This window comes from Microcoleus sp. B7-D4, from assembly GCF_036705125.1.
Lineage (GTDB): Bacteria > Cyanobacteriota > Cyanobacteriia > Cyanobacteriales > Microcoleaceae > Microcoleus.
The window spans coordinates 49,103-71,572 of sequence record NZ_JAUBTT010000014.1; the positions used below are offsets into that span (position 1 = coordinate 49,103).

General features: G+C 46.1%; 14 protein-coding genes. 3 read left to right on the forward strand and 11 right to left on the reverse strand.

Translation table 11 applies throughout. From position 1 onward, the window contains the following. Positions 1 to 226: 226 nt before the first annotated feature. Together QUB12_RS08055 and carA are read right to left on the reverse strand one after the other, a co-directional pair. Positions 227 to 583, reverse strand: coding sequence for an STAS domain-containing protein (locus tag QUB12_RS08055; protein ID WP_015176627.1), 357 nt, complete (start codon positions 581 to 583; stop codon positions 227 to 229). 181 nt (positions 584 to 764) lie between these two features. Next, complete coding sequence (gene carA, locus QUB12_RS08060; RefSeq protein WP_333141419.1) at positions 765 to 1,922, reverse strand: glutamine-hydrolyzing carbamoyl-phosphate synthase small subunit; 1,158 nt, start codon at positions 1,920 to 1,922, stop codon at positions 765 to 767. Positions 1,923 to 2,311: 389 nt separating this feature from the next. Here carA and QUB12_RS08065 point away from each other — a divergent pair, with 389 nt between their 5' ends. Beyond that, positions 2,312 to 2,956 carry a retropepsin-like aspartic protease gene (locus tag QUB12_RS08065; protein ID WP_333141421.1) on the forward strand — a complete coding sequence of 215 codons (645 nt, stop codon included), beginning with the start codon at positions 2,312 to 2,314 and terminating at the stop codon, positions 2,954 to 2,956. Between the two features lie 106 nt (positions 2,957 to 3,062). On the opposite strand, the gene QUB12_RS08070 is transcribed toward QUB12_RS08065, so the two are convergent. The 3 genes from QUB12_RS08070 to QUB12_RS08080 are packed head-to-tail and all read right to left on the reverse strand — an operon-like array spanning position 3,063 to position 4,582. Beyond that, a complete protein-coding gene (locus QUB12_RS08070; protein ID WP_333141423.1) occupies positions 3,063 to 3,284 on the reverse strand; it encodes a hypothetical protein in 222 nt (73 codons plus the stop codon). Next, entirely contained in the window at positions 3,281 to 4,396 is a 1,116-nt protein-coding gene (gene trpD, locus QUB12_RS08075; protein WP_333141425.1) for an anthranilate phosphoribosyltransferase, read from the reverse strand. The genes QUB12_RS08070 and trpD overlap by 4 nt, the downstream gene beginning before the upstream one ends. Before the next feature lie 12 nt (positions 4,397 to 4,408). After that, the gene (locus tag QUB12_RS08080; protein ID WP_333290005.1) at positions 4,409 to 4,582 is read right to left on the reverse strand and encodes a hypothetical protein; all 174 of its coding nucleotides are present in this window, start codon (positions 4,580 to 4,582) and stop codon (positions 4,409 to 4,411) included. 686 nt (positions 4,583 to 5,268) lie between these two features. Here QUB12_RS08080 and QUB12_RS08085 point away from each other — a divergent pair. Beyond that, positions 5,269 to 8,250 carry a PAS domain S-box protein gene (locus tag QUB12_RS08085; protein WP_333306310.1) on the forward strand — a complete coding sequence of 994 codons (2,982 nt, stop codon included), beginning with the start codon at positions 5,269 to 5,271 and terminating at the stop codon, positions 8,248 to 8,250. A 241-nt stretch (positions 8,251 to 8,491) separates the two neighbouring features. On the opposite strand, the gene QUB12_RS08090 is transcribed toward QUB12_RS08085, so the two are convergent. From QUB12_RS08090 to QUB12_RS08105, 4 genes are all read right to left on the reverse strand, one after another. Beyond that, positions 8,492 to 10,261: an adenylate/guanylate cyclase domain-containing protein gene (locus QUB12_RS08090; protein ID WP_333141430.1), complete on the reverse strand. Its 1,770-nt coding sequence runs from the start codon at positions 10,259 to 10,261 to the stop codon at positions 8,492 to 8,494. After that, positions 10,258 to 10,653: a response regulator gene (locus QUB12_RS08095; protein ID WP_333141431.1), complete on the reverse strand. Its 396-nt coding sequence runs from the start codon at positions 10,651 to 10,653 to the stop codon at positions 10,258 to 10,260. Before QUB12_RS08095 ends, QUB12_RS08090 begins: the two co-directional genes overlap by 4 nt. Before the next feature lie 453 nt (positions 10,654 to 11,106). Beyond that, positions 11,107 to 11,259, reverse strand: coding sequence for a hypothetical protein (locus QUB12_RS08100; RefSeq protein WP_333141433.1), 153 nt, complete (start codon positions 11,257 to 11,259; stop codon positions 11,107 to 11,109). 53 nt (positions 11,260 to 11,312) lie between these two features. Beyond that, on the reverse strand, positions 11,313 to 16,988 hold the full coding sequence (locus QUB12_RS08105; RefSeq protein WP_333306312.1) for an AAA family ATPase: 5,676 nt from the start codon (positions 16,986 to 16,988) through the stop codon (positions 11,313 to 11,315). Positions 16,989 to 17,561: 573 nt separating this feature from the next. Between QUB12_RS08105 and QUB12_RS08110 the strand changes: the two genes are divergently transcribed. Then, entirely contained in the window at positions 17,562 to 18,752 is a 1,191-nt protein-coding gene (locus tag QUB12_RS08110; RefSeq protein ID WP_333306313.1) for a transposase, read from the forward strand. 78 nt (positions 18,753 to 18,830) lie between these two features. On the opposite strand, the gene QUB12_RS08115 is transcribed toward QUB12_RS08110, so the two are convergent. Both QUB12_RS08115 and QUB12_RS08120 read right to left on the reverse strand, forming a co-directional pair. Continuing rightward, positions 18,831 to 19,517, reverse strand: a complete 687-nt coding sequence (locus tag QUB12_RS08115; protein ID WP_333141485.1) for a ribonuclease HII — start codon at positions 19,515 to 19,517, stop codon at positions 18,831 to 18,833. Position 19,518: 1 nt separating this feature from the next. After that, positions 19,519 to 21,879, reverse strand: a complete 2,361-nt coding sequence (locus QUB12_RS08120; protein ID WP_333306315.1) for an Rne/Rng family ribonuclease — start codon at positions 21,877 to 21,879, stop codon at positions 19,519 to 19,521. Positions 21,880 to 22,470: the final 591 nt, after the last annotated feature.

Here is a 22,470-nt window from a genome sequence, read left to right on the forward strand (position 1 = left end):
AAAAAGGCTTTTTACAATCATCGGGATGCTCTACTTCTTATACCATTTTTTCGCGTGTTTGCCACACATATTTTACTGCCCATCCACCGAAACTCTAGGAATCGGGGAAATAGCCGCTGGCGCGTGTCGCAGCTTCTGGGAAAATCGGTATTGTTTTACCCGCACAAAAATAAAAATTTGCTATCCAGCGTTGAGAACCGGATAGCTAATTTAATTCACTTTGGCGTCAAGCATCCTTGACGTTTTTTACCGCCTCATCAACCGAAGGCTGCAAAGACAAAAATTTCTCTAAGCGAACCAGTTTAACAGTCTGAGTTACGCGGGGATTTGAGACAATTTGCAATGTCCCTTCCAAGGTTTGGGCTTTTTTGACAAGCTGCACAAGTGCGCCCAAGCCTGAACTATCCACAAAGTCTATCTGAGACAAGTCCAAAATTACGTGTTTTGGGCCCTCGTCAATACATTTGCTTATTACCTTCCGAAAAGTGGCCTCAGAAAAAGCGTCCAGCAGGCCCGTCAGGCGAAATAACTGACAGTTATTCCTGACTTCGCGAGTGCCTCTGAGGCTAACGGTCAGGGTCAATGACTCAGAAATGACACCCTCCTAGCTAGATATTGCTTAAAGTCGAGGCTTCATTATAGGAGTTTTTTGGTATTTTGTCTACAGTTTTTTAGTCATTAGTCATTAGTCATTAGTCATTAGTCAGAAGCGATCGACACAAACAGCCTCTGAGGACTACTGACTAATGACTGCTGACTGCTGACTACTTACTGCTGGCTACTTTCTGATTGTCTCGCATGGACTGCACGAATCGATCGAATAAATAATCGGCGTCGTGCGGGCCCGGACTGGCTTCTGGGTGGTACTGCACTGAGAACAGCGGCAGAGTTTTATGCTTCAATCCGGCTACGGTGCGATCGTTCAAATTGAGATGAGTAATCTCTACTTCGGGGGCTAAGGAATCGGGGTCGATCGCAAAACCATGATTTTGGCTAGTAATTTCTACTTGCTCAGTTAAACCCGCTGGATGATTCAATCCCCGATGGCCGAACTTCAGTTTAAAAGTTTCTGCACCCAAGGAAAGTCCCAAAATTTGGTGTCCCATGCAGATGCCGAATACGGGTTTGTCCGACTTTAACAAAGCTTTCGCAGTCGCGATCCCTTCCGTTACCGCCGCCGGATCTCCGGGGCCGTTGGACAGAAAAATGCCGTCCGGGTTGTATTTGAGGATTTCCTCCGGCGACGTGTCAGCCGGGACAACGATGACCCGACACCCGTAACTCGCCAGACGCCGCAGGATGTTGCGCTTGATCCCAAAGTCTAGCGCTACCACCGTCCACATTTGGCCGTTAGCAGGTTTGACTGTAGGACTGAACTCCCAAACCGAGTCCGTGGCTTCAGACCACTCGTAAACCTCGCGAGTGGTGACTTCCTGCACCAGATTCAGCCCGTCCATGCTGGGGGCATCTTGCACTAGCTCCAAAAGCTCTGCCTGGTCGAGAATCGTCGTCGAAATGCCGCCGTTGATCGCTCCCACCGTGCGAATCTTGCGAGTCAGGGCGCGGGTGTCGATCCCGTAAATTCCGGGGATATCGTACTGTTTCAGGTAGTCTTGCAGAGATTGTGAGCAGCGCCAGTTGCTGGGGCGACTGCATACGTTCCGGGCGATCGCACCCCGAACTTGCGGGCGCGAGGATTCTTCGTCTTCAAGATTTACGCCGGTATTGCCCAATTCTGGATAAGTAAAAGTTACAATTTGACCGCAATAGCTGGGATCGGTCAATACTTCTTGGTAGCCCGTCATTCCAGTATTAAATACTACCTCGCCAACGACGGTGGCGTCAGCGCCAAAAGACCAGCCGCGGTAAGCAGTACCGTCAGCCAGGACTAGGAGAGCGGGTTGTGCAGTTGAAAGTGACATGGCATCCTTAATTACTTTCGTTTGGTTTAATTCTTACCACTGCCAGGGATTTGATGCTAGTCGGCAATGTACAGATATTATTTTAATTTGTGCAATGGTTCGCAAAAGCAAGGCACTTATGCCACAGGTAATCAAAAAGCAGCCATACAGCAGTTCTCAATCTTGGTGAGGTATGCCCACGGAGGCCTATGCCCACGGAGGCCTATGCCCTATGCCCGCTTATAAAGCGTGCACCTCATGTTACTGAGAAAGGCTATAAGTGCAAACTCTCCATCTCCCCCGCGCCAGCAATTTATCTGCCAGCAGCTTAGGATGCGGGCGGAAATTCTATATCTATACCAAAAGGCAGTTGTCGCTGTTACGATCGAGCTACTGCGTTTAATCAAACTATGGCCAGCAAATCTCCCTTGCCTTTACTCTCCAACTCAAAAAAGCCTCTACCCATCCCTCAAAACCTGCGCCAACCTTTACTGGTGTTAGCAGGAGTTATTTCTCTGAGCAGTTCAATTTTAGTAGGAAGTGTTGCCAACTCCTCGCCAGCAGTGGCTCAAGAAAGTGAGGGATGCTTCATGCGGAGCTCGTCAGGCCGAACCGTCAACCTCAGCCAATCAGTCTGCGGTTTTCTCCCCAAAGAATTGACTCCGCCCACTTCGGCGGCAGCAAAGTCGGGAGTGTTTCAGGCAAAAATCAAACGCCGGGAGGCTAATATCCCCGTCATAGAAGTCACGTTTAACGGCAAACAAAAGTTCGAGATGATGGTAGATTCTGGAGCTAGTGGCACAGTAATTACACCAGCAATGGCTAAAGCCTTGGGGGTTGTTCTCCAGGGCACAGTGCAAGCACAAACTCCCAACGGAGTGGCTACTTTTCCCCTCGGTCGCCTGACTTCTATGGAAGCAGGTGGTCTGGCCGTTAACAATGTAGTTGTCGCTGTCTCGCCATCCCTAGAAATCGGACTGTTGGGTCACGACTTTTTTGGTAATAAAGATGTGACTATTAAGCAAGATGTCATTGAATTTCGATCGCGGTCTTAAAAAGAAGTTAGTGGTTAGTTATTATTTGTTAGTTGTTATTTGTTATTGATTACTGGTTATTTGTAGCAACTGCTTTCCTAACAACTACCAACTGCTTTCGGCTCAACTAACAACTAATATCATGTCCGATCGATCGCGCATCATACATAGTCGGGGCGGGTTTTTGAGATTGTCGGTTTTTGGCGACTATTGCTGGTGAACCCGCCCCTACAGGAATCACGGTCAATCGACCGAACATGATATAACAACTGTCAACTGTCAACTGCCAACTGTCAACTGCCAACTGCCAACTGCCAACTGCCAACTCCCAACTGACAACTGACTTCATTTCAAAAACTCAATCAACTCTTGCAACTTCAACCAAGATTCACCGCTAAATAAAATCTCCTTAGCCATAGAAACTCCTGCTGCGTGAGAACCCATAGGAATTGCACCTCCCACCTGAAAAGCCAAAGACGCATTCAAAGCTACAACATCCATTTGTGCGGGCGTACCTTTGCCTTGCAAAATGTTCCGCAAAATCTCGGCGTTTTCCTCAACATTTCCGCCTTTTAACGAGCCGATCGCACTTGGTGTCAATCCTACCTTTTCCGGGTCTAAAGTAGTGAGTTCCACTTTGCCATCAGACAAAACCGCCAAATCAGTCACATCTCCCAAACCCGCCTCGTCCAATTTTTCTCTGCCGTGAACGACTACAGCTAACTCAGTCCCCAACTCGCCCAAAGCTTGAGCAATAGTTGATACCAGACTAGGATCGAACACCCCGATTACCTGCCCTGTAGGGCGCATAGGATTGACAAGGGGCCCTAATAGGTTAAAAATAGTCCGCACCTTCAAAGTGCGCCGGAGCGACGCTACAGCCTTAAGTGCGGGATGCCACCCAGGGGCAAATAAAAAGGTGATGCCCACGGAATCTACCGCACATCTCACCTTCGCGGGATCGGCGTTGAGGTTGACTCCCAGTGCTTCCAACACGTCAGCAGAACCCACTTTGCTCGATGCGGAGCGATTTCCGTGTTTCGCGACTCGAACTTTGCCGGCGGCGGCCACAAAAGCTACAGCAGTGGAAATGTTAAACGTGGAAGCGCCGTCGCCGCCTGTGCCGCAAGTATCAATTAATTTGAGATTGGAGATTGAGGAGTTGGGATTGACAACGCTCTCCGACTCGCCTGCAAGCGACTGAGAATGCAATACCTGAGCCATTCCTACCAATTCTTGGGCCCAGATGCCTTTGGCTTGGATGGCCGCTAAAATTGCTCCTGAGAGGACGGGGGGAATAGCTTCTGCTAGCCATCCCTGCATCAAGTCGGCTGCTTGGGCGCGTGAGAGAGATTGTCTGTCTAATAGTTGTTGGAGGAGGGCTGGCCACACAGGAGAATCCGCCGTCAGGGTTGAAGCAGGGGATAACTCTGGCGTTGCTAGTAGAGGAGAATCGGTCATTAATATTAGTTTCTAGTCAAATTTAGCTCGATCGAGCTTTGCGGCCAAACCGAGAATCGATCGGGATTTTACCAGACTTGCCGACCACATTTTGCGCGATCGGCCCCAGATTTTTGCCCAAATGCCAGCACCGCTACAGAATTTTTCCGCCCGCAGCAGCAGAATATGAATTTTTTGATACAACAATTACCCTATTGTTGTGCCAACTTTACATACAAACCCCCGATCGTACAACTGCCAGCAGTCTGCTGTATTATTTATCAGCAATAATACTTAACAGTAACTCAGAGCACCCAAAGACCGATAAAAGTTTCCGACAGGAGTTGTGGAAACCAAAAAATTTTAGATTTTAGGAGAGCCCCAGATTCATCTGGGGAGTCAACTTTAATCTAAAATCTAAAATCTAAGATCGACTGACAGCAAGGACAGCGAGCATTTAGCTCTTGCAGGCGGGTTAGTTGCTTCGGGTAAGAGTCGATCGTACTCTCACCCAAATCATAAAAATAGACTCTGGCGGTTGTAGAAGTAGCTGCCTTTTATTGTAACAACATCTTTGCTACTAACTTATTTCAGGGTATTCAACTGCTAATATATTCAGGGAGATTTCAAGGAGCGGGTTTTGAGCGAACACCTGCACCGCAGGCCGAGCTATTTGCCAAGGCGATTGTGACAGCCAGCCACGCCTCAACTAAATAGCGGAGCAAGTAAACTTTCCGCAGCAACGACTAACAACTAACAGCCCCGTAGGACAGATGAATAAACACACTCGTCTCCGGCTGCGAAACACCATCTTTAGCCTAAATAACGGCTCAAAATTAACAGGCTGTAAACCAAAAATATTCAACTCACACACAAGAGCAGGGTATTCACAAGTGGGAAATCAAAAATTAGGAAATAAAGCGATAGAATGCCTGAATGTCGCGGAGGCACTGCACCAAATGGAAGCAAAATATTATAGTATGTTTGAAAATGCTGTGTCTGGTATTTTTCAAACAACCCAATCCGGTCGCTACATCAGCGCTAACCCAGCTTTGGCTCGAATCTACGGATATAATTCCGCCGAGGAATTAATGGGCTGTCTGACTGATATCAGCCATCAGCTTTACGTCAATCCCGATCGCCGCGATCAGTTTGTTTATGCTTTGCAAGAACAGGGCATCGTATCGGATTTTGAGTCGCAGATTTATCGCCGAGACGGAACAATAATTTGGATCGCTGAGAATGCGCGGGCTGTCTGCGATGAAGCAGGTAAATTGCTCTACTACGAAGGTTTTGTAGAAGATATCACCCAGCGCAAGCAAGCAGAATCTGGACTTCGAGAAAGCGAAGAACGCCTGCGCTTAATAATTGAAGGCGTTAAGGATTACGCTATATTCATGTTAGATCCTGATGGGTATGTAGCTAGCTGGAATTCAGGTGCAGAACGCATTTTGGGATACAGAGCTCATGAAATAGTCGGCAATAATGCGGAGTGTTTTTTCACGAAAGAAGATATTGAAATCGGCAAGCCCCAAGAAAAATTAATCAGGGCGGTGGCCGAAGGTAGATACGAAAATGAAGGCTGGCGGCTTCGCAAAGACGGATCAAGATTTTGGGCAAATATTATTGTTACTCCTTTGCGCGATGAAAGGGGAAAGTTGCAGGGCTTTTCTCAAGTAATGCAGGATATTACTGAGCAAAAGCGGGCGGCGGAGGAAAAGATGCAGTTGATTGCTTCTTTGCAGGCGTCGGAAAAAAAGTTTCGCACTTTGTACGAATCGACGACTGATGCGGTAATGCTGCTAGACGAAGAGGGTTTTTTGGATTGCAATCCGGCTACTTTAAAGTTATTTGGATGCAGCACTGAGTCGGAGTTTTGCGGCAAGCATCCTGCCGAATTTAGCCCGCCGTTGCAACCGGACGGACAAGATTCTAGGAGTATTTATCAAGAGCGAATTAATACGGCTATGCGATCGGGAAATTGCCGCTTTGACTGGCGGCACTGCCGTTTGGATGGTTCTGAGTTTCCGGCGGAGGTGCTGCTAACTTCTATGGATATCGGCGGCAAAATAGGGCTGCAAGGCGTGGTGCGCGATATCACTTATCGGGTGCAGGCTGAGGAAGCCCTGAAGCAGGCTAATGAGGTATTGGAATGCCGGGTTAAAGAGCGGACAAGTCAGTTGGAAGAGGCTATTAAAAAGTTGAGGTTATCGGAAGAAAAGTTTTCTAAGGCTTTTCGGTCGAGTCCAGATCCGATGATAATTACTACTTTTGCTGAGGGTCGTTTTATAGAAGTTAATGATAGTTTTCTGTCGATGACTGGTTACAGTTTAGAAGAAACGACCTGGAATACAGTACCGGGGTTAAATATTTGGGTAAGGCCTGAAGACAGACTTAATTTTAGGCGCCGTTTGCACGAACAAGGTGTTGTTCGCAATCAGGAGTGCGAGTTTCGCATGAAGTCGGGATCGGTGGTGGTGTGTTTGCTGTCAGCGGAATTGATTAATTTGGACGGCGAACTCTGTATGCTGGCGGTGATGACGGATATTACCGATCGCAAACACGCCGAAGAAGCCCTACGGGAAAGCCAGCGGGCTTTGGCGACGCTGATGAGCAATTTGCCGGGAATGGCCTACCGTTTTCGGAACGATGCCGATCGCAGTATGGAGTTTGTCAGCGAAGGTTGCTATCAGTTAGCCGGCTATTCTCCTGAAGAATTTATCGGCACTCGGCAAGTTTCTATATCGGAATTGACTCACCCGGACGATCGCGAGAATTTGTGGAATGCCGTGCAAGTTGCCTTACAAGAAAATCGACCCTATCAGCTAAATTACCGAATTACTACTAAAAACGGCGAATTAAAATGGGTTTGGGAGCAAGGTTTGGGAGTGTTTTCCGACTCTGGAGAATTGATAGCTTTGGAAGGGTTAATTACTGATATTTCCGAGCAAAAACGCAGTGAAGAAGCTTTACTGCGATCGCAAACAGAGTTAACCCAACAAAAACTTCAACTCGAAAATACTTTGCACGAATTGCAGCAAACTCAAGCGGTATTGATTCACACTGAGAAAATGTCTACTCTCGGTCAAATGGTAGCTGGTGTTGCTCACGAAATTAACAATCCTGTTAGCAGCGTGTGCGGCAATCTCGTCCACGTCGGCCACTACACGGAAGATTTGCTGGATTTGATCGATATGTACCAGCAGCACTGCCCACAGCCGCCGGCAGCAATTCAAGATAAAATTAAGGATATCGAATTAGAGTTTCTGCTAGAAGATTTGCCCAAAGCGATGTCTTCGATGCAGGTTGGGGCCGATCGCATTCGGGAAATCGTGCGATCGCTCAGAAATTTCTCCCGCAAAGATGATTCTCAAATGAGCAAAGTTAATCTGCACGAAGGGATTGAAGGAACGTTGCTGATTCTGCAAACCCGTTTGAAAGCCAGAGGCAACTATCCCGAAATTGCGGTAATTAAGGACTATGGAAATTTGCCTTTGGTTGAGTGTTATGCTGGGAAAATCAATCAGGTATTTATGAATTTGATCGGAAATGCGATCGACGCGATCGAGGAATACAACGAAGGGCGTTCAGTTGCCGAAGTCAAAGCTAACCGCAGCAAGATTAAAATTAGGACTGAAGTCCAAAACTCCAATGCTGTAATTAGGATTTCTGACAACGGCCCCGGTATGCCAGAAGAAGTTTCCCAGCAGTTATTCGAGGCTTTTTTTACCACCAAACCCGCTGACAAAGGCACCGGTTTAGGCTTGTCCATTTCCTACAAAGTTGTCCAAGAACACGGTGGCAAACTGACTTGCGTTTCTGCACTCGGCCACGGAGCCGAGTTTATCATAGAATTGCCGATCGAACAACCGTAGTCAGCAGTTATTAGTCATTAGTCATTAATCAATAGTCAGTAGTCAGTAGTCAGTAGTCAGTAGTCAGTAGTCATTAATCATTAATCATTAGTCAGCAGTCAGTAGTCATTAGTCATTAGTCATTAGTCAGCAGTCAGTAGTCCTTGGTTATTACTAAAAATCACCAACTAACAACTACCAACTGACAACTGACAACTGTCAACTGTCAACTGTCAACTGTCAACTGTCAACTGTCAACTAACTACTGACACCTTTCCCAATAAATTCGAGCCACCTTATCCCCCGGATTTTGCCCCAAACAAGCCGCAAAAAGTCCCGCAGCTTCCCTAAAATTATTCATATTGTACAAAGACAAAGCCTCAGTAAATAGTTGCAGAGTCGCTAACTTCCCCGCTTTAACTTCCGGCAAATCCGCATCAAAAACTTCATAAACAGTCACCCATTCAGACTTACCCTTAACCTGAACTTTATCAATTACCCGAATTGCATAATCAGCAGGATTTGTCAAGCGAGCGAAAGTCTGCTGAGTAATTAACAGCGACACCCCGTAATTCTTCGTCAAACTTTCAATCCGAGAAGCCAAATTAACAGCATCGCTAATCACAGTACCGTCCATGCGGCTTTTCCCGCCCACTATACCCAAAATCAAAGAACCAGTATTGATTCCCACCCCAATCTGAACCGGCACATAACCCAAAGAAGCGCGCTCTCGATTGTATTCAGCAAGAGTATGCAGCATGGCAATTCCGGCTTTCACAGCATCATCCGCCCCCTCACTAAACAAAGCCATAATTGCATCGCCAATATACTTATCAATAAACCCCTGATTTTCCACAATCAGCGGTTCCATTCGACTCAGATAAGAATTGATAAATTTGAAATTCTCTTCCGGTGTCATCTTTTCCGAGAGAGTAGTGAAATCGCGGATGTCAGAAAACAAAACTGACATTTCCAACTCCACCGCTTCTCCCAATTTAATATCAACAATACTATCACATCCCAAAAAAGCTAAAAACTCATTGGGTACAAAGCGACTTGTCGCCTCCGCAATTTCTAATTCTGCATCCAGTGAAAGTTCCAAATTGCAATTGACCTCAAAGAGATCCTCAATGAACTTTTTGCGTTCGGCCTCAGCTTCTTGGCGTTCCGTGATATCTTGAAAAGTGTTGATAGCATAAACAATATTTCCTTGTTGATCGTAGATGGGAGTAGCGAAGATTTCTAGGGGAATAATCTTGTCGCCTTGATGAACTTCTGCATCGTCAGCCCTAGCACTTTCCCCCTTCAAGGCGCGCACGATGGGCAAATTCTCCGTAGGATACTTTTGATTGGTGCCTGCTTGATAGAGTTGATAAACCTCGGACAATTGCTTGGAACTGCTATCCGGTACAACTCCTTTACCCAATATCTCTTTTGCTTTCCGATTGATGTAGTAAGGTTCTCCGGCCGCATCCAGGACACCCACACCAATCGGCATTGCTTCCAAAAACTGTGTCAACCGATTTTCATTTTCGTGTAGTTTAGCAATGAGTACGGTTTGCTGGCTGTTTAACTCGGCAAACTCCTGATTTATTTGCTGGAGTTGGGCATTTTGTTCTGTCAGTTGTTTATCTTGAAGATAACTATTTAGCGCTTCTCTAATTGTCAATTTCAAGTCTTCAGATTGCCAAGGTTTGGTAATATAACGATATAAGTTTGCAGAGTTGATAGCATTGGCGATCGCCCCAATATCTGCTTGTCCTGTCAGCATAATTTTTATAGTTTTAGGCGAAATTATATGAGCCTGTTTCAACAGCTCATCTCCCTTCATATCAGGCATAATGTGGTCGGAAATAATTAAAGGAATTTCATCCCCCTCCTCTAGCAATTCTTCAATTAACTCTAATGCCTCTTGCCCACCTTCAGCAATTTCGATTATATAATCATTGCCAACAGCCTCTTGCAGTTCTGCTTTGAGGCTCCTGAGTACAGTTTTCTCATCATCAATACAGATAATTACCTGTTGGCTCATAGTTTAGATAAACCAGATTTAATAGTTTCTAGCAAATCGGATTCCAGCCAAGGTTTAGATAAGCAACAATGAAGGTTGGCTAGTTTTTTTGCTCTTTCAATGGCTACTTCATCCGCTTGACCCGTCAGCAGAATTTTAATAACATGCGGGTATTCCTTGTGAATGCGGATTAGTAGCTCATCTCCCTTAATACCGGGCATTAACCAATCCGAAATAATCAGAATCACGTGGGTGTGTTCGTCAGAAAGTTCGCTGATTACATCTAAAGCCTCCTCAGCATCTTCGGCTGCTTCGTAAATGTAGGCATTGCCAAATTCTGCTGCTAGCTGCGTCCTGAGACTGTCTAATACCATTCTCTCATCGTCAACGCACAAAATAACTGGTTTAGACATCTATTTTTTATCCTTTTTAATTGTTATTAGTAGCAAAGGTAGCCAAAGTAGTAAAGTGTATTAGTAGGCCCCATCTTATCTTAAGATGTCACAAGTCAACGGCTCGCCAAATCCTCTCCCCCTCCCCAGTCGCCGAAACCAACCAACTTATCTGCGTAGCACCTTAGCTGAGCATAACGCATCGTACTGCTGTTTTACATCTGTTTCCTGTTGAATCTGAGATATTGCACCATTCTCAATTAGCCGTAGGGGCGGGTTCGCCAACAGCCTTAAAGCTTGCAAATAGGTTCTATAAACCCGCCCGACCCCACGAAAAATCCTCTTATTGATATTGCTGCAAGATGTCAGTTGAATCGGAGTTAGGGGCCTCAAAACGTTTTATCTTTTGAAATCAATCCTCTCTATGGGGTAGATGGCAGCTTACGCGGAACCAAGCAAAATCCGACCGACTTACTACGGGAGCATCTCATATTTGTAAAAATACTTCTTCTGGCTCCTTCCTTCTTCTGGCTCCTTCCTTCTTCTTCTTTCCTTCTGCCTCTTTCCTTCTGCCTCCTGCCTCCTGCCTCCTGCCTCAAAACTCCAATTTCTAGCGGAGGGCTGCAAAGGTGAGATGCTCCCCTTACTACCTTATATCGTTTGCGAACTCCTTGACCTGCTTATACAGTGATCGTTGGCAGGAAAACATTAAATGTAGTTTTGCCCGGAATTGATTCGACTTCAATTTTTCCCTGATGCTTGTCAACAATCTTCTTCACAATATCTAGTCCTAATCCGCTGCCTTCTCCTGCGGGCTTAGTAGTAAAAAATGGGTCAAATATTTTCCCTTTTATTTCTTCTGGTATCCCCTGGCCGGTGTCGCTAATGCTAATCTTAGCCTGATCATCTTGAGCCGTTAACTCAATTGTTAACGTGCCTCGATAACCCATTGCTTGCAAAGCATTGTGAATTAAATTCGTCCAAACTTGATTTAGTTCGTCTGGATAGCACAGTATCGGCGGGATTTCGGCATAGTTTTTGATAACCTCAACTCCCTGTTTGAGGAGATTTTGATACAGGGTTAAGATTGTTTCAATACCTTCTGTAATACTGGCTGCTGTTTTTGCGCCAGACTGTTCGTAGCGGGCATAAGTTTTCAATGCAAAAACTACTTTTGATGCTCTATCTGTAGCTGTGTTGATAGTAGCAATACCTCTTTTTAATTCAGAAATTTTGTATGCTAGGTCTAGGAGATGTAAACTATCATATCTTTGCAACAAAGGGACAAAGGTATCAATTTCATTATAAACGCCCATGATCGTTAGGCGATCGGCTACGGTATCGGCACTGTCAATTCCTAATTCTTCCAATTGGCTTCTCAAAGCTCTCTTCAATTTGCGTTCTTCTTTGGTTGATAAGCTTGCTTCTTGTTGGAGGGAACGCTGAAGTAAACTCAAGAAATTCTGTGCTTCTTCTGGGGAGAGAGATTGAAAAAGTGCCGGCAACTGTTCTAAAGTTTGATTTAAGAACTTAGAAACATTTCCTGCCGACGAGCGAATTGCACCCAGGGGAGTGTTAACTTCGTGAGCAACTCCGGCCACAAGTTGTCCTAAAGCTGCCATTTTTTCTGATTGAATCAATCCTTCTTGGGTGGCTTCGAGATTGCTTAAAGCTTGTGATAATTCTTGGGTGCGTTCTTCGACTTTGGCTTCTAAGTTGGCATAGAGTTGGGCATTTTCTATGGAGATGGCAGCTTGGGAGGCTAAGATATTTAAGACTGCCAACCGATCGGGAGTAAAGGCATTTGTAACGAGAGTATTTTCTAAGTAAAGAATGGCGATCACCTTTCCTTGATGTTGAATCGGCAGACACAAAACCGACTTGGGGTGATGCTGGATGATATAAGAGTCAGCAGCAAAGGTAGCCTCAGTCGTCGCATCATTAATTACCAAAGTTTCTTGGGTGCGCGAGACATAGTTAATAATCGCGATCGGAATTACGCTAGAGTCAACAACGGGAGTTGAGAGAAGGTTGCACGATTTACCGATCGCACATTGAGCCGCGACGAAGAAAGAATCTCTTTCTCTCAAAATCATAGCTCCTTTTTCTGCTCCCGCATTCTCAATCATCACTTGCATCAAAGTGGAGAGCAACTTATCGATGTTGATTTCTCCTGAAAGTGATTGAGATGCTTTGATTACTGTTGCCAAGTCCAGAATTTGTGAAACACCTGAACTGGTACTGGCAACAGTTTCCGCAATCATTTTGGCAAGTGTCTGACCTCTTTTTAAGCTCGTTTTAGGGTGAAAAATAGGCGCAAGTAATTGGAGATAGCGCTTTTCTAAATCCTCAACTTTTGCCTGGGCGCCCCAGCGTGCATAGGCGTAGTAAGCATCAGTTAGGTACACTTGGGCAATTTTTTCTTTTCCCCAGGCTAAATAGAATTTAGCTGCCAGCTCATTGCTAAGTGCTTCTTCATTAATGTACTGATTTTCTTTAGCGAGTTTAATAGCGCGATCGTAATAATCCATCGCCTTCATATTTTGACCTAAAACTCGATGTCGTTCTGCTTCCACTAAATACCATTTATGCAGATAATTCATCGGAGCATTTTGCGCCCACTGTTGCAGCGTGCTTTGATGGGTTTCCACTAAGGCAAGATTTTCAGTTTGCTCATCAATTGCTGGCTGTGCCGGAAAAAGTGCCAGGTGGGTGAGGGCGGCATAAAAATGGAAAATGGGGACAAAAACCGATCCCGATACTCCCATCAAATACTGTTTGACTTGAGTAATGTTGTCTAGGGCAGCCGTGTAATTGCCATAGCAGTAAGCAAGCAGCAGTTTGAAGATGCAGGCACAGGCGATCGCCGTGAATTCATTATCCTGATAGTGCTTGGGAATCATCACCGTTTCATCGTAGGCGGAGCCTATTAACAAATCCGGCCGAATATGGGTTTCCCTCAAGTTCTGCACCGTCTGCTGAACCATATCCAAATAAATCTGAGCAGAATATTGTTTCAACTGCGCCATAACAGCCCTGTAACCTGCTATTTCGGGTTCCCAAGTGTCTAGTTCTACCCCAGCGAATAAATGCGTATAAAAATAAATATATATGTTGTAGCCAGCGTCTACAAAGTCGCCAGTTTCCATGCCAGCCGTAAAGCCATCTTTCAGCGTCGGTATCGTTGCCAAAAGAGATTCTTGATGATGCTGAATCCAGCCACCAAACAAAAGTAGAACTGTGGGCTTGAGTTCGGGCACATTCAACCTATCGAGTAATGAGAGTGCCAATTGCCCAAAGCCATAGCCGGTTTCCACCTCTTGTAAAAAGGCACACAACACCATCCCGTGCATCGCATACCCCACCGTCGAGGCGGGCGCATTCCCAAAGGAGAGCGATAAACTCACCATCGTTGAGCTCAGCAGGGGCAGTAAACCGGGCATTCCCTGGAAAATGGGTGGAAACAACATACCAGACAGTTGCATAGCTGCCTGAGTCTGTGGATTTGTCATCACAGGTAGGTCAACCAATTCCTCAATCTTTCTGCTGCCGAGGAGGGCCGCAAGGGCTTGTAGCGCTTTGCCAATCAAGGCTTCATCAGGTTCGGCAGGGAGTTCAATCCCCAATTGTAAGAGTGCCTCTCTTGCTACGGCGATCGTTTCTAACACCTTGCTCTGGGCTGTCTGAGCTGCAATTTGAATTTCGTAAATTTTAACTCGATCTAAAATTGTTTGGGCTTCTTGCAAAACCAGTGCTGCCATCTGTTCCATACCCTCAAGGTCAGCATTCAAATAGGCAGCTTCAGCAGCAGCAATATAGAGATTCAGGGTTAATTCATATTGAGTTTGCCAGCAGTTTGCCCTCAAGAGTTCAATCCCTGTTTGCAGATAAATATTTGCCGCAGCATAAGCAGTTGAAGCTTTAGCTTTACGTCCGGCAATTAAATTTAATTGAGCTAGTTGATCTCGCTCAGTCTGATACTCAATTAACTCCACCCCCATATTCAACTGGTTGACAATATCAAAAATTTTCTCTTGTATTTCTGCTTCCGTAGGGGCGGTGCCCCCGTGCCCGCCCTTCCTCAACAGCAGTTGCCCAATTTCGAGATGGGTGGACTGTTTCTGGGATTCGGGAATCAGAAAATATGCTGCTTGCTGCACTCGGTCATGTAAAAACTTGTAGGGAACCGATAACTCCGACGCTTGTGCAACTTCAACTGATTCCGAGTCCTGAAAAAACTTGTAAACTTCAGTAATCGGAATAACTAACCCTTCTTGCAACGCTTTCCACAAATGGGCCGCTGTCTCACTCTGAGATTTTTTATGAACAATGGCCAGGGTTGCTAAGTCAAATTGGTTGCCAATACAAGCTGCTAGTTTCAGAACATTCTGGGTATCTCTGGGCAAGTTTTGCAACTGAATCGCCATAAACTCGACCACATCATCGGTAAAAGCTAGCGTCCTCACTTGGGAAATATCGCATTGCCAACCCCCCATTGCTTCCCTTAGCCAAGGGGGGGTTGGGGGGGTAACATCAAACTTAATTAACCCATCTTTATGAAGAAATTTTAGAAATTGAGTAGCAAAAAAAGGATTCCCTTTGGTTTTGGTAAAAATTAGTTCTGTCAGAGGAATCGCCCTTTCTGGTGGACAGGAAAGAGTATCGGCAATCAGGCAATTCAGGGAAGTTTTGTCTAGGGGTGCTAAAGTAATTTGGTTGACTGTTGCCGAGTTTTTGCGAATCTCATCCAAGGTCAGGATCAGTGGGTGTGCTGGAAAAACTTCATTATCCCGATACGCTCCCATTAACAACACATAGCGGGTATTCGTCTCGCTCATCAACAATTGCATTAGCTTCAATGAAGCCGAGTCTGCCCACTGCAAATCATCCAAAAAAATTACTAAAGGATGCTCTTTTGTTGCGAACACTCGGATGAAGTTTTGAAATAATAAATTAAAGCGATTTTTAGCGGCGGTTCCCTCTAGTTGGGGTACTTTTTTCTGCTTGCCAATCAGGTGTTCTAATTCAGGAATGACATCAATAATGACCTGACCGTTTTCACCCAAAGCCTCCAATATTTTGACTTTCGCTTTCTGCACCTGGGCCGCACTTTCGGTGAGTAATTGCCGCATCAAATTCTGGAATGCTTGTACCCATGCAGAAAAGGGAATATCACGCTTGAATTGGTCAAATTTTCCTTTGATAAAGTAACCCCGTTGGCGGACAATGGGTTTGTGAACTTCATTCACTACAACGGTTTTACCAATGCCGGAAAAGCCAGCCACTAGCATAATTTCGACTCTCCCTTGCTCCCCGTTGGTAAGGGTGGGGTGACTGATGCGATCGAAGGCTTCTAATAGCGTCTTAACTTCAGTTTCTCTACCGTAGAGTTTTTCGGGAATGACGAAGCGATCGCAAATATCCCTATTCCCCAAGGTAAACTGGCTAATATTGCTATTTTCTTCCCATTGCTGCCAACAGTTTTCTAAGTCGTATCGCAGTCCAACAGCACTTTGATAGCGTAACTCTGGAGTTTTCTCCATCAATTTCATAATGATATTATTCACCATCACTCCCATAGATGGAACCCGATTTATTGGGGGAGTTGGAATCTTGGCAATATGACAGTGAACTAACTCCATTGGATCGGTCGAGTTAAAAGGTAATTGCCCTGTCAGTAGTTCGTAAAACGTGACTCCCAGCGAGTAAAAATCTGTGCGGTAGTCGATACCCCGATTCATTCGTCCCGTCTGTTCTGGGGACATATAAGCTAGGGTTCCTTCTAAGACGTTTGGATTTTGGATTTGTTGGTTTTCTCTGGGTAAAAGAGAGGAAATGCTGAAGTCAATTAATTTAACTTCTTTAGTTTTAGGGTTAATGATAATATTCTGGGGCTTGATATCTTTGTGAATAATTCGGTTGTGATATAATCCTTCTAGGGTTTGGACAATCTGAATCGCGATGGGCATGAATTCATCTAGCGGTAGGGGCGAATTATGGGGGGAGGAAACCTCAGAATTACTTGATAGGCGATCGCCCAAATTCTTCGCTTCAGCATTAGCAGTATACTCAGCAAGGGAAACACCGCCAACATCCTCCATTACCAGAGCAAAAGCATGGCGGTAGTTTAAGAGTGCAATGGGTTTGACAATTCCCGGAAGGTCAAGATTTTTGGTAATGGTGTACTGATTCCGCAAATGCACCAGTTCGCCCACAGTTGGATACTCGCTCAATAGCAGTTTGATAATTACTTTTTGGTTTGACTCAGAAACTCCTCGATAAACCTGTGTTCTAGAGCCATTGTAGATTTGCTCAATGATGCGATAGCCGGGAATTGTTAACAAATTATCAGTCATTCGATTTTAGATTTTAGATTTTAGATTTTAGATTGAGCCCACGGATAAATTCGGGGGCGTGAGGATTTTATATTTTTGATTTTGGATTGATTCCACGGATAAATCACGGGGCGGGTACCATCAAGAAATTCTTGGTCCTGCCCAAGAGGTTAAATAAAGATTCTATAGATGCTACCGGAGCCTGAAAATGATAAATTTGGGAATAGACTAAGACAGCTCTATTGCTTAGCTCGTTTCTCTAATATCAAATCCGTTAGCATCGGAATAGTAAATCCGAGTTCACTGTTCACTGTTCACTGTTCACTGTTCACTGTTCACGGCGTCAACAGTCAACCGTCAACAGTCAACCGTCAACATCATGTATGAGTGTAACCGGAAATGATATAACAGGTGATAGACATTGTTCAGCCTGTACTAGCTGAATTTTTTAAGCGGAAATTCTTGGTTTTTCAAATTTTATCAAAGATTTGGGTTTAAAACCCCTTCTTCAGTGGCCGGCTTTAATTGTAAAATTTTAATAACTAGCCTAAAGTTTTATGCTGGAGCGTGTAGTATAAGAGGGGAGGTGAAGTCATGTTAGTTTTTGAGTTCAAGGCATACGGAAAATCGAATCAGTTCAAAGCAGTAGGCGAAGCAATTCGTACCGCTAAGTTTGTCCGCAATAGCTGTTTGCGTTATTGGATGGACAACAAGAAAGTGGGTAAAAACGACTTAAATAAATACTGCGCCGTACTAGCTCGCGATTTTCCTTTTGCCGACGAACTCAACTCAATGGCAAGACAAGCTAGCGCAGAACGGGCATGGTCTTCTATTTCCCGATTTTACGATAACTGCAAGAAAAATATTCCTGGTAAAAAAGGGTATCCACAATTTCAAAGAGATGGCCGTTCGGTGGAATACAAAACCACTGGATGGAAACTTGCTGACGATCTCAAATCAATCAACTTTACCGACAAAAAAGGAATTGGACGATTAAAACTAAAAGGCACACGCGATCTACATTTTTACCAAATTAGCCAAATAAAAAGGGTGAGATTGCTCAAACGTGCTGATGGCGTGTACGTCCAATTCTGTGTGGATGTCGATAGAAAAGAAAACACAGAACCCTCTGGTACTACGATCGGATTAGACGTGGGATTGAAGGAATATTACACCGATTCAAACGGAACTACGGTTGAAAACCCGAGGTTTTTAAGAAAAGGTGAGAAAGTCCTCAAACGCTATGGGCGTCGCGTATCCAGGAAAGTTAAATGTTCAATAAACAGGGGCAAAGCTCGGCAGATTCTAGGTAAACGCCATCTCAAAATAAGTAGACAACGTAAAGACCATGCTGTGAAATTAGCAAGGTGCGTAATCTCATCAAACGATGTAGTCGTCTACGAAGATTTGAGAATCAAAAACATGGTGAAGAATCATTGTCTGGCTAAGTCCATTAATGACGCATCTTGGTATCAATTTCGTGTTTGGCTTGAATACTTTGGGAAAGTGTTTGAGAAAATCACGGTTGCGGTGAATCCCCAATACACCAGTCAAGAATGCTCTAGCTGCGGTCAAATCGTGAAAAAAACGCTATCTACAAGAACTCATGCTTGTCAATGTGGTTGTGTCTTGGATCGTGACGAAAACGCAGCTAAAAATATCCTTAGTCGAGGATTGGGTACGGTAGGGCATACCGGAACCTTTGGTCTTGAACCAAGCAACTCTTTGGGAGAATTAGTCTCTACTGTTGTTGGAGAAATCCTGCCTCAGCAAACTGGCTCGTAGATCAAAGAATCCCCACGCCTTCAGGCTGGGGAGTGTCAAATAATTGCGCTGGAATTAGCTAAGTTTTTCACCGCTATTTTAAGATTTTCGACAAGGGCTAAATGATAATCGGTGAAAAGCCGATCGCCCGCAACGTTCCAAAGCTAACTTATGTTTAGCAGTACCATATCCTTTGTTATTTGTCAAGTCATATTCAGGATACTTAACAGCCAAACGTACTATTAATTCATCGCGCCAAACTTTCGCCACAATACTAGCAGCAGCAATCTGAATCGATCGCGCATCACCCTTAATCATCGTCTCTTGCTCGATCGACAAATTGGGAATCCTTTGATTCCCGTCAACCAAACACAAATCCGGCGTCACCTTCAACTTCAAAATCGCCCGCTTCATCGCCAACAAAGAAGCCTGCAAAATATTGAGGCGATCGATCTCCCGCACCGAAGCCGCACCAATTTGACAGTCAACCGCCACAGCCCGGATTTTCACAGCTAACCGACTCCGGGCTGCGGCACTCAACTGCTTGCTGTCGCGCACCCCGCAACTTGCTAATTCATCGAGAACTTCGTCGGGCAAAATGCAGGCTGCAGCCACCACCGGCCCGAACAAAGCGCCTCGTCCGACTTCATCCACACCCGCAATTAGTAGAGTGTTCGAGGGAGAGGGGGAAAGGGGAAGATGGAAAGATGGGAAGAGAGTAAAAATTTCTACTTCTTCCTTCTTCCCTCGAACCTCTGACTTCTTCCTTCTTCCCTCTGACTTCATATCACTCATCCACAACGGCTGACGAGCGGCGGCGGCGGCGGCGGTTGATAGCCGGCTCCTCGGGTTCGCTGGGTTCGCTGGGTTGGCTGGGTTCGATCGGCTCATTGAGTTCGATCGGCTCATTGAGTTCGATCGGCTCATAGGATTCGATCGGCTCATAGGATTCGATCGGCTCATAGGATTCGATCGGCTCATAGGATTCGATCGGCTCATAGGATTCGATCGGCTCATAGGATTCCCCCATCAAATCGCTGGGTTCCTCCATTCGATCAAAACCATCAGTTTGGTCGATCAAACTCTCGCCGTAAATTTGGGCCTCATCATCCTCAGAAAAAACAGGCTCAACTACCGACCTTTCTGGATAATAATCCCGTTCCTGTGCATTCTGTGCAGGCGCCGTCGGTTCAAATTCAAATTCGAGCTGCTCGAAAGGCGGCTTGTTCGGGGCCGCTCCGGGGAGAGTCACCGAAACGATCGCATTCTTAGGATTTTTCACGCTGCGATCAGTAAGCACCAAAGGAGAAACCCCCATCAGAGCATAAACATCCTGCTCCTCCGCCGTCATTTCCACCGAAATCACCTCTGGAGGCTCCACCATCGGCTTCATCAACTCCGACTTAGCGGGACGCACGCGATCGAAATCCTCGCGCCTGCCCACAGTCGCCATATTCACCAGCCCGAAGCCCTCCGACGCGGCCCGGATGCCGGGGGGTGCCAGATACTCAGAGCGCGTATCCGCGACGGGCGCGCTCGAAGTATTCGGCAGCCGCAACTTGCTGCGTACCGGTTCCTCCTCCGCCGGGAGAGCAAAAGGCTCTTCGCCAATCCGGCGGCGGCGGCGCCGTCTAGTTCCGTTCCCCAAATCCTGATAGCTGGGATGGTTGAGCAAGTCCAAAGGCGAGGCGTTACTGCCGGTCTCAAAATCCAAACTTTCGCTCTGACTCGGAGGTTCCCAAGCAGCCCGAGCAGGTTCGGGGGGGCGTTCTTCCCGCACTGGCGCGGGAGTTGCAGCCGCCACAGGCGTCAAGCTGCGGCGTTCCAATCCTTCGGGCAAATTCAACAAAAGGCGGTTCGACGTAGCAACAGTGCGATCGGCCGATTCCCGCACCGCTGCGGCGAAGTCTTCTTCTCCTGGCAAGCGCACCAGATGACCCAACCCGCTGCAAGTAGGACAACTGTGGCCGAACAACTCATAAATATTTTGACCTTGGCGCTTGCGAGTGAGTTCTACCAGTCCCAATTCCGACAGTTGAGCGATTTGCGGTCGAGCTTTGTCAGCTTTGAGAGCTTTATTGAAATGTTCCAGCACCTGCAACTGATCGCGGCGGGATTCCATGTCAATAAAGTCAACAATAATCACCCCGGCAATATTGCGTAACCGCAGTTGTCTAGCAATTTCCGTGGCTGCTTCGCAATTTGTCCAGAGTACAGTTTCGCGAGCCGTCGCCGATCGAGTAAACGAGCCAGAGTTGACATCTATCACAGTCAGCGCCTCAGTCGGCTCGATAATCACATAACCACCCGAAGGCAAATCAACCCTTGGTCTGAGGGCTTCTCGAATCGCAGCGTTAACGCGGAAAAATTCTAAAATCGAGGCGCGCTCTCGGTGGTGGTCGATCAAAACTCCCGCAGGAAGTTTACCGCCGTTCCAGCTCATCAACTGCTGCTTCACCCGCTTAATTCCATTTTGCGAGTCCACCACAATCCGATTCACGTCACCGCTGAACATATCCCGCAGCACCCGCTGGATAAAATCGTCATCCCGGTTGAGCAGTGCCGGCGCCCGCGAAGTACCGCCTTCGAGTTGAACGGCTTCCCACTGTTTTTGGAGGACTTCCAAATCTTCCATGATGGCTTCTTCAGTCATCCCTTCAGCCTCGGTGCGTACCAGCAGCCCCATCCCGGCCGGTTTCACCAAAATAGCCAGGGCTCTGAGGCGGTTGCGCTCTGCTTCCGACTTGATCCGCCGCGAGAGATTGACTCCCCTGCCGTAGGGCATCAGTACCAAATAGCGGCCCGGCAGGGTAATGTTGCCTGTCAGCCGGGGGCCTTTGCTGCCCGTCGGTTCTTTCATTACCTGTACCACCACTTTCTGCTGGGGGGTCAGGAGTTCTGTAATTGCTCCTGCCGAGCGTTTAAGGCGCAGGGGGCCGAGGTCTGTGACGTGCATGAACCCGTTACGTTCTGGATCGCCAATATTGACGAATGCCGCATCTATCCCAGGGAGTACATTTTCGACAATTCCCAAGTAAATGTCACTGACTTGGTGGCTGCCTGTGGCTACCACAAGTTCTTGGATTTGATCTTCTGAAAAGACGGCAGCAATGCGATGCTGCTCTGCTATAACTATCTGCTTTGTCATTCAATTTCCTCAAAAAACTGGCAGCAAGTTAGAGACACTTACGCACTCATAGTGCCTCTGACTTAGACTGTAATTAGTAGTAGCTTGAAGAGTTATTAGCTGTGAGTTGGTGCAGGGTGGAAGGAAAGTTAACTGTTGACCGTTCACTGTTAACTGTTAACTGTTGACTGTTCACTGTTAACTGTTACAGATAAAGTAGTTAAACCCGCCCGTACAGAGTTATGAGTTATGCTCAGCAGATAAATCTGAGAGATAGAAATAAGGAGGCTTTTATCGAGTTAGCCATATTGAGATTTGAGTTGAGAATTGCGACATCAATACTCAAAATTCAACACTTACAACTCTTCCTTTGAACGAGCGCGAATAAATTCATTGACACCGTACCAATTTCTTAACACACAACTTAACACTACGAACTGATAACTCCGCTTGCGTGGTGGTAGAGGGCTGGTTTTGAGGGAAAGTAGGTAGGAGTGAAAGCGCCTAGACTTTTGTTGAATTCTTGTGCGATCGCACTCAACATACCCCAGCTTGGCATTCGACTGCAACCTCCGCCCCTGCCAACCCTAAAACCTCGTCAGTCGATTTTAG

Coding starts and splice junctions, on each gene's coding strand:
- carA (WP_333141419.1), bottom strand. CDS start 1,922: ATGTCACTTTCAACTGCACAACCCGCTCTCCTAGTCCTGGCTGACGGT.
- QUB12_RS08065 (WP_333141421.1), top strand. CDS start 2,312: ATGGCCAGCAAATCTCCCTTGCCTTTACTCTCCAACTCAAAAAAGCCT.
- QUB12_RS08070 (WP_333141423.1), bottom strand. CDS start 3,284: ATGAAGTCAGTTGTCAGTTGGGAGTTGGCAGTTGGCAGTTGGCAGTTG.
- trpD (WP_333141425.1), bottom strand. CDS start 4,396: ATGACCGATTCTCCTCTACTAGCAACGCCAGAGTTATCCCCTGCTTCA.
- QUB12_RS08090 (WP_333141430.1), bottom strand. CDS start 10,261: ATGAGCCAACAGGTAATTATCTGTATTGATGATGAGAAAACTGTACTC.
- QUB12_RS08095 (WP_333141431.1), bottom strand. CDS start 10,653: ATGTCTAAACCAGTTATTTTGTGCGTTGACGATGAGAGAATGGTATTA.
- QUB12_RS08105 (WP_333306312.1), bottom strand. CDS start 16,988: ATGACTGATAATTTGTTAACAATTCCCGGCTATCGCATCATTGAGCAA.
- QUB12_RS08110 (WP_333306313.1), top strand. CDS start 17,562: ATGTTAGTTTTTGAGTTCAAGGCATACGGAAAATCGAATCAGTTCAAA.
- QUB12_RS08115 (WP_333141485.1), bottom strand. CDS start 19,517: ATGAAGTCAGAGGGAAGAAGGAAGAAGTCAGAGGTTCGAGGGAAGAAG.
- QUB12_RS08120 (WP_333306315.1), bottom strand. CDS start 21,879: ATGACAAAGCAGATAGTTATAGCAGAGCAGCATCGCATTGCTGCCGTC.